The organism is Streptomyces sp. NPDC029466, assembly GCF_055574515.1.
This window is the reverse complement of record NZ_JBVHZH010000106.1, coordinates 1-6,084: the sequence shown is the minus strand read 5'-3', so window position 1 is coordinate 6,084 and position 6,084 is coordinate 1. Positions and strand designations below refer to the sequence as shown.

Annotated in this window: 4 protein-coding genes; 2 read left to right on the top strand and 2 right to left on the bottom strand. The window is 72.5% G+C overall.

The window, feature by feature from the left end; genetic code table 11:
* Window positions 1-428: 428 nt before the first annotated feature.
* Window positions 429-2,447, bottom strand: a complete 2,019-nt coding sequence (locus ACZ4XD_RS37090; RefSeq protein ID WP_468049956.1) for an ABC transporter ATP-binding protein — start codon at window positions 2,445-2,447, stop codon at window positions 429-431.
* Window positions 2,444-4,177, bottom strand: coding sequence for an ABC transporter ATP-binding protein (locus ACZ4XD_RS37085; protein WP_468049954.1), 1,734 nt, complete (start codon window positions 4,175-4,177; stop codon window positions 2,444-2,446). Before ACZ4XD_RS37085 ends, ACZ4XD_RS37090 begins: the two co-directional genes overlap by 4 nt.
* A 205-nt stretch (window positions 4,178-4,382) precedes the next feature.
* Here ACZ4XD_RS37085 and ACZ4XD_RS37080 point away from each other — a divergent pair, with 205 nt between their 5' ends.
* On the top strand, window positions 4,383-4,628 hold the full coding sequence (locus ACZ4XD_RS37080; RefSeq protein ID WP_042146978.1) for a MoaD/ThiS family protein: 246 nt from the start codon (window positions 4,383-4,385) through the stop codon (window positions 4,626-4,628).
* 10 nt (window positions 4,629-4,638) lie between these two features.
* Window positions 4,639-5,958: a hypothetical protein gene (locus ACZ4XD_RS37075; RefSeq protein WP_468049953.1), complete on the top strand. Its 1,320-nt coding sequence runs from the start codon at window positions 4,639-4,641 to the stop codon at window positions 5,956-5,958.
* The last annotated feature ends 126 nt before the right edge of the window (window positions 5,959-6,084 follow it).

Sequence of the window (6,084 nt, the reverse complement as noted above, 5' to 3'; positions counted from 1 at the left end):
TCTGGGGGGGGCGGTTCGGGTGTGGGGGGGTGGGGGGGTGGGGGGACGGGCCTGCGCGGGTGGGGTGTGCCGGACTGCTTCGCTTTACGTCCGGCACACCCCACCCGCTCCGACCCGCCCCCTCCCGTTGAAGGGTGGGAAAAGGCCGGTAGGTGGACCCGTAGGTGGTCCGGTGCGGCCCGTAGGGCCGGATATTGCTTACGGCGGCACGCCCCCACCCACCCGCACTCACTCCCCCACGGGAGGGGACGGGCCGGAGGGGCCTGGTGTGTGGACGTAAAGCGAAGCAGTCCACACACCAGGCCCCGGAGGTCCGTCACCGCACCCGACAAACCACCCGCCCGCCGCAGGCGCAACGGCGGGGGCACCGCGTAGCGGGCAACGAACGGCGAGCAACAACCACGGCGGGCCAGCCGAAAACGTGGGCCTCAGCCCGCCTCGGCGAGAGGCTCCGCGAACTGCGCCGCATAGAGCCGCGCATACGCGCCGTTGGCGGCCAACAGCGCATCGTGGGGCCCCTGTTCCACGATCGCGCCGTTTTCCATGACGAGGATGACGTCCGCGTCACGGATCGTGGAGAGGCGGTGGGCGATGACGAAGCTGGTGCGGCCGGTGCGGAGCTGGGCCATGGCGTGCTGGATGAGGACCTCGGTGCGGGTGTCGACCGAGCTGGTGGCCTCGTCGAGGACGAGGATGGCCGGTTCGGCGAGGAACGCGCGGGCGATGGTGATCAGCTGCTTCTCACCGACGGAGACATTGCTGCCCTCGTCGTCGAGCACCGTGTCGTAGCCGTCGGGCAGGGTCCGCACGAAGCGGTCGACATGGGTGGCCCGGGCGGCCGCCACGACCTTGTCCATGGAGGTGCCCGCGGGGGCGCCGTAGGCGATGTTCTCGGCGATGGTGCCGCCGAAGAGCCAGGTGTCCTGGAGGACCATGCCGATGTGCGCGCGCAGTTCCTCGCGCGACATGGCGGCGATGTCGGTGCCGTCGAGGGTGATCCGGCCGCCGCTCACCTCGTAGAAGCGCATCAGGAGGTTGACGAGGGTGGTCTTGCCGGCGCCGGTGGGGCCGACGATCGCGACCGTCTGGCCGGGGTGGACGGCCAGCGACAGGTCCTCGATGAGCGGCTTGTCGGGGGCGTAGCGGAAGGAGACGTCCTCGAACTCGACGCGGCCCTCGATGCGTTCGGGCCGGGCCGGCTGCACGGGGTCGGGGGTCTGCTCCTTCGCGTCGAGGAGTTCGAAGACCCGCTCGGCGGAGGCGACGCCGGACTGGACGAGGTTGGCCATCGAGGCGACCTGGGTGAGCGGCTGGCTGAACTGCCGGGAGTACTGGATGAAGGCCTGGACGTCGCCGATGGAGAGGGCGCCGGAGGCGACGCGGAGGCCGCCGACCACCGCCACCAGGACGTAGTTGAGGTTGCCGATGAACATCATCGCGGGCTGGATGATCCCGGAGATGAACTGTGCCCGGAACCCGGCGGCGTAGAGGGCCTCGTTCTGTTCGCGGAAGAGTGCGGCGGACTCCCGCTGGCGGCCGAAGACCTTCACCAGGCTGTGGCCGGTGTACATCTCCTCGATGTGCGCGTTGAGCTTGCCGGTGGTCTTCCACTGCTGGACGAACTGCGGCTGGGCGCGCTTGCCGACCTTGGTGGCGACGACGACCGAGACCGGGACCGTGATCAGGGCGACCAGCGCCAGCAGCGGGGAGATCCAGAACATCATGGCGAGGACGCCGAGGATGGTCAGCAGCGAGGCCACGATCTGGCTGAGGGTCTGCTGGAGCGTCTGCTGGATGTTGTCGATGTCGTTGGTGGCGCGGGAGAGGACCTCGCCGCGCTGCTGCTTGTCGAAGTAGCTCAGCGGCAGCCTGGCCAGCTTCTCCTCGACCTGTTCGCGCATCCGGAAGACGGCGCGCTGGACGACCCGGGTGGCGATCCTGGCCTGGACGAAGCCGAAGAGCGAGGCGGCCGCGTAGATCAGGGTGACCCAGAGCAGGACCTGGCCGACGGCGCCGAAGTCGATGCCGTGACCGGGGACGACCGGCATCGTGCCGATCATGTCGGCGAGCCCGTCCTGGCCGTGGGCACGGAGTTGATCGGCGGCCTGGGCCCGGGTCAGCCCGTCGGGCAGCTGGCGGCCGATGATGCCGGCCATGATCAGGTCGGTGGCGTGGCCGAGGACCTTGGGGCCCACGACGGTCAGTGCCACGCTCAGCGCGCCCAGCAGCAGGGCGACGGTCATGATGCCGCGCTCCGGGCGCATCTGGGCCAGCAGCCGTTTGCCGGAGCCCTTGAAGTCCATGGACTTCTCGGTGGGCTGGCCGCCCATCATCCGGGCGGGCCCGGCCGCCGGTGCCGGGCCGCGCATCGGGGCCTTGGGGGGTGTCTCCCCGGTGGCCGCCGGGGCCCCGTCCCGGGGGGCCGCCCCCTTGTCCGCGGTGGTCATGCCGCCTCCTGCTCGGTGAGCTGGGAGAGCACGATCTCCCGGTAGGTCTCGTTGCCGGCCATCAGCTCGGCGTGGGTGCCGGTGCCGACGACCCGGCCCTCGTCCAGGACGACGATCCGGTCGGCGCCGCGGATCGTGGAGACCCGCTGGGCGACGATCACGACCGTGGCCCGGTCGGTCTCGCGGGCGAGGGCGGCGCGCAGCGCGGCGTCCGTCGCGTAGTCCAGGGCGGAGAAGGAGTCGTCGAAGAGGTAGATCTCGGGACGGCGCACCAGGGCGCGGGCGATGGCCAGCCGCTGGCGCTGGCCGCCGGAGACGTTGCCGCCGCCCTGGGCGATGGGCGCGTCCAGGCCGCCTTCCATCCGCTCGACGAAGTCCCGCGCCTGGGCGGTCTCCAGGGCGTGCCACAGCTCGTCGTCGGTGGCGTCGGGGTTGCCGTAGCGCAGGTTGGTGGCGACGGTGCCGGAGAAGAGGTAGGGCTTCTGCGGGACCAGGCCGATGGCCTTGGCCAGGGTTTCCTGGTCGAGGGTGCGGACGTCCTCGCCGTCGACCAGGACCGTGCCGCCGGTCGCGTCGAAGAGTCGGGGGACGAGCCCGAGGAGGGTGGACTTGCCGCTGCCGGTCGAGCCGATGACCGCGGTGGTCTCACCGGGGCGGGCGAGCAGTGAAATGTCCTTGAGGACGGGCTGTTCGGCGCCGGGGAAGCGGAACTCGACGCCGCGCAGCTCCAGTTCGCCGTGGCGGCGGAGCTCGGTGACGGGGTTCGCGGGCGGGGTGACGCTGGAGTCGGTCGCCAGGACCTCCTGGATGCGCTCGGCGCAGACCTCGGCGCGCGGCAGCATCATCACCATGAACGTCGCCATCATGATCGACATCAGGATGTACATGAGGTAGCTGAGGAACGCGGTCAGCGCGCCGATCTGCATGGAGCCGCTGTCGATGCGCAGCCCACCGAACCAGACGACGGCCACGCTGGAGAGGTTCACGATCAGCATGACCAGCGGGAACATCATCGACATCAGCCGGCCGGCGCGCAGCGAGATCTCGTAGAGGTCGGTGTTGGCCCCGGCGAACCGCTCGCGCTCGTGCCGGTCGCGGACGAAGGCGCGGATGACGCGGATACCGGTGATCTGCTCGCGCAGCACGCGGTTGACGGTGTCGATGCGCTCCTGCACCCCGCGGAACAGCGGACGCATCCGGCGCACGATCAGTGAGACGAGTATCCCGAGGACCGGGACGATGACCAGGAGCAGGCCGGACAGCGGCACGTCCTGGTTGAGCGCCATGATGACGCCGCCGACGCACATGATCGGCGCCGAGACCATCATCGTGAACGTCATCAGTACCAGCATCTGGACCTGTTGGACGTCATTGGTGGTCCGGGTGATCAGCGACGGCGCGCCGAAGGTGCCCACCTCGCGGGCGGAGAAGGACTGCACCCGGTCGAAGACCGCGGCGCGGATGTCCCGGCCGAGCGCCATCGCCGTACGGGCACCGAAGTAGACGGCGCCGATCGCGCAGACGATCTGGAGCAGGGTGACGGCGACCATGAAGCCGCCGATGCGGAGGATGTAGCCCGTGTCCCCCTTCACGACACCGTTGTCAATGATGTCGGCGTTGAGGGTGGGCAGGTAGAGGGTGGCCAGGGTCTGGATCAGCTGGAGCAGAACGATCAGGGATATCGAGCGCCTGTGGGGCCGCAGATGCGCCCGCGCTAGTCGGACCAACACACCGTGAGCCTAGGCGAACACTTGCCCTCGGCAATCGAATTTTCGTGTTCTGCCCGTCCCTTTCCTGACCCGTCGCCGGAATGTGCCCGGAACCGGAGGGGCCGCCGCGTACGCCATCATGGAGGCGGCAACGACGGGGTCTCCGCCACCACGGAAGCCCCCCGACCGACACGACGAAGAGGCCGCCGTGACAACAACTGGCACCGTGCGCTACTGGGCCGCGGCCAAGGCCGCCGCAGGCACGGCAGAAGAGCCGTATGCGGCGGCGACGCTCGCCGAGGCGCTCGACGCGGCACGCGCGGCGCATGCCGCGAACCCCGAGTTCGCGCGCGTCCTGCTGCGCTGCTCCTTCCTGGTGGACGGCGATCCGGTCGGCACCCGCGACCACGGTGCGGTGCCGCTGGCCCAGGGCGGCACCGTCGAGGTCCTGCCGCCGTTCGCGGGAGGGTGAGCACCCGATCATGAGCGACCACCAGCCGCAGCACCGCCCGCCCTACGAGCCGCACGACCCGTATGCGCCGCAGGATCCCTACGCCCAGCAGGACCCGTACGCCCCGCAGGAGCCGTACGGCCGACCGGACCCGTATGGCCGTCCTGACCCGTACGGCCGTCCGGCGCAGCAGCCCGCGGCGCAGCAGCCGTACGACCCGCAGGCGCCGTACCGCCGGCAGCCGGCCCACGACCCGTACCGGCAGCAGCAGCCGCCCGGCCCCGTGCCGCAGCCCGGGCCCGGCCCGTACGGGCGCGGCCGGACCGGACAGGACCCGTACGGGTACGAGGCGTACGGCCAGCAGCCCCGGCACGGACAGCCGCCGCACGGACAGCCGCAGCACGCCCGGCCGGCGCAGCAGCCGCCGCACGGCCAGGAGGGCTACCGCGCCCCGCACGCCGAGCCCGCGCCGCTGCCCCCGCAGCACCAGACCGCGTCACCGGCCGAGGAGCCGTACGCCCGCCGGCACCCCCAGCAGGCCAGGCCGGCGCCCGCCGCGCCCGCGCCGGCCGCCGCGGTGGTCTCCAGCGCACCGCTCGCGGCCAACCAGCGCGCCCGCGCCGAGGGCCGCTCGCCGATCATCCCGCCCGGTGTCCAGCCGGCCGCGCTGACCGCCGTACTGGCCCTGCTGCTGGCGCTGACCGCGCCGCTGGCCCGTCCGGTGCTCGCCGTACCGGTGGCGCTGCTCCAGGCCGTCACCGCGGCCGGCTGGTTCCGGCTCAACGGCATGTGGCCGGCCCGCCAGGGCATCGCCCTGGCCTTCCTGGCCGGGCTGACCACCGATGTCGCCCTGCTGGCCACCGACCGCGAGAGCGCGCCCCTGGTCGGCATCGGCACGCTCGGGGTGTGGTGTCTGCTCGTCCTCGTCCTCCAGCTGCGCAACCGCAGCAGCGCCGACGAGCGGATGTACGCGCTGACCGCGGGCCTGACCTCGACCGCGCTCGTGGTGCTGGCCGCCGGGCAGCTCGCGGCGAGCCCGCATGCGGTGGTGGTCGGCGCCGCCGCGGTCGGGGTGGCCACCCTGGCCCGTGCGCTGCCGCTGCCGCCCGTCGCCTCCGTCGGCATCGCGCTGGTCGCCGCCGCGGGCGCCGGGATCGCGGCCGGGCAGCTCACCGGCCTGGGGGCGTCCGGTGCGCTCCTGGGGCTGGCGGCCGGCGGCTGCGCCCTGATCGGCCTGCGGGTGGCCAGTTACGACTACCCCTCCCGTTTCGTCCACCTGACGGCCGGGGTGGCCCTGCCGCTGGCCCTGGCCGCGCCCGCGGTGTACGTCCTGGGGCGGGCGCTGGGATAGCGCCGAGCCGTACGCGACGGCGAAACGGAGCGGGGGGGGGGGGGGGGGGGGGGGGGGGGGGGGGGGGGGGGGGGGGGGGGGGGGGGGGGGGGGGGGGGGGGGGGGGGGGTGGGGGGGGGGGGGGGG

What these genes read in the sequence shown, in the direction of transcription:
- ACZ4XD_RS37090 (WP_468049956.1), bottom strand. Translation starts at nt 2,447, where the DNA reads ATGACCACCGCGGACAAGGGGGCGGCCCCCCGGGACGGGGCCCCGGCG.
- ACZ4XD_RS37075 (WP_468049953.1), top strand. Translation starts at nt 4,639, where the DNA reads ATGAGCGACCACCAGCCGCAGCACCGCCCGCCCTACGAGCCGCACGAC.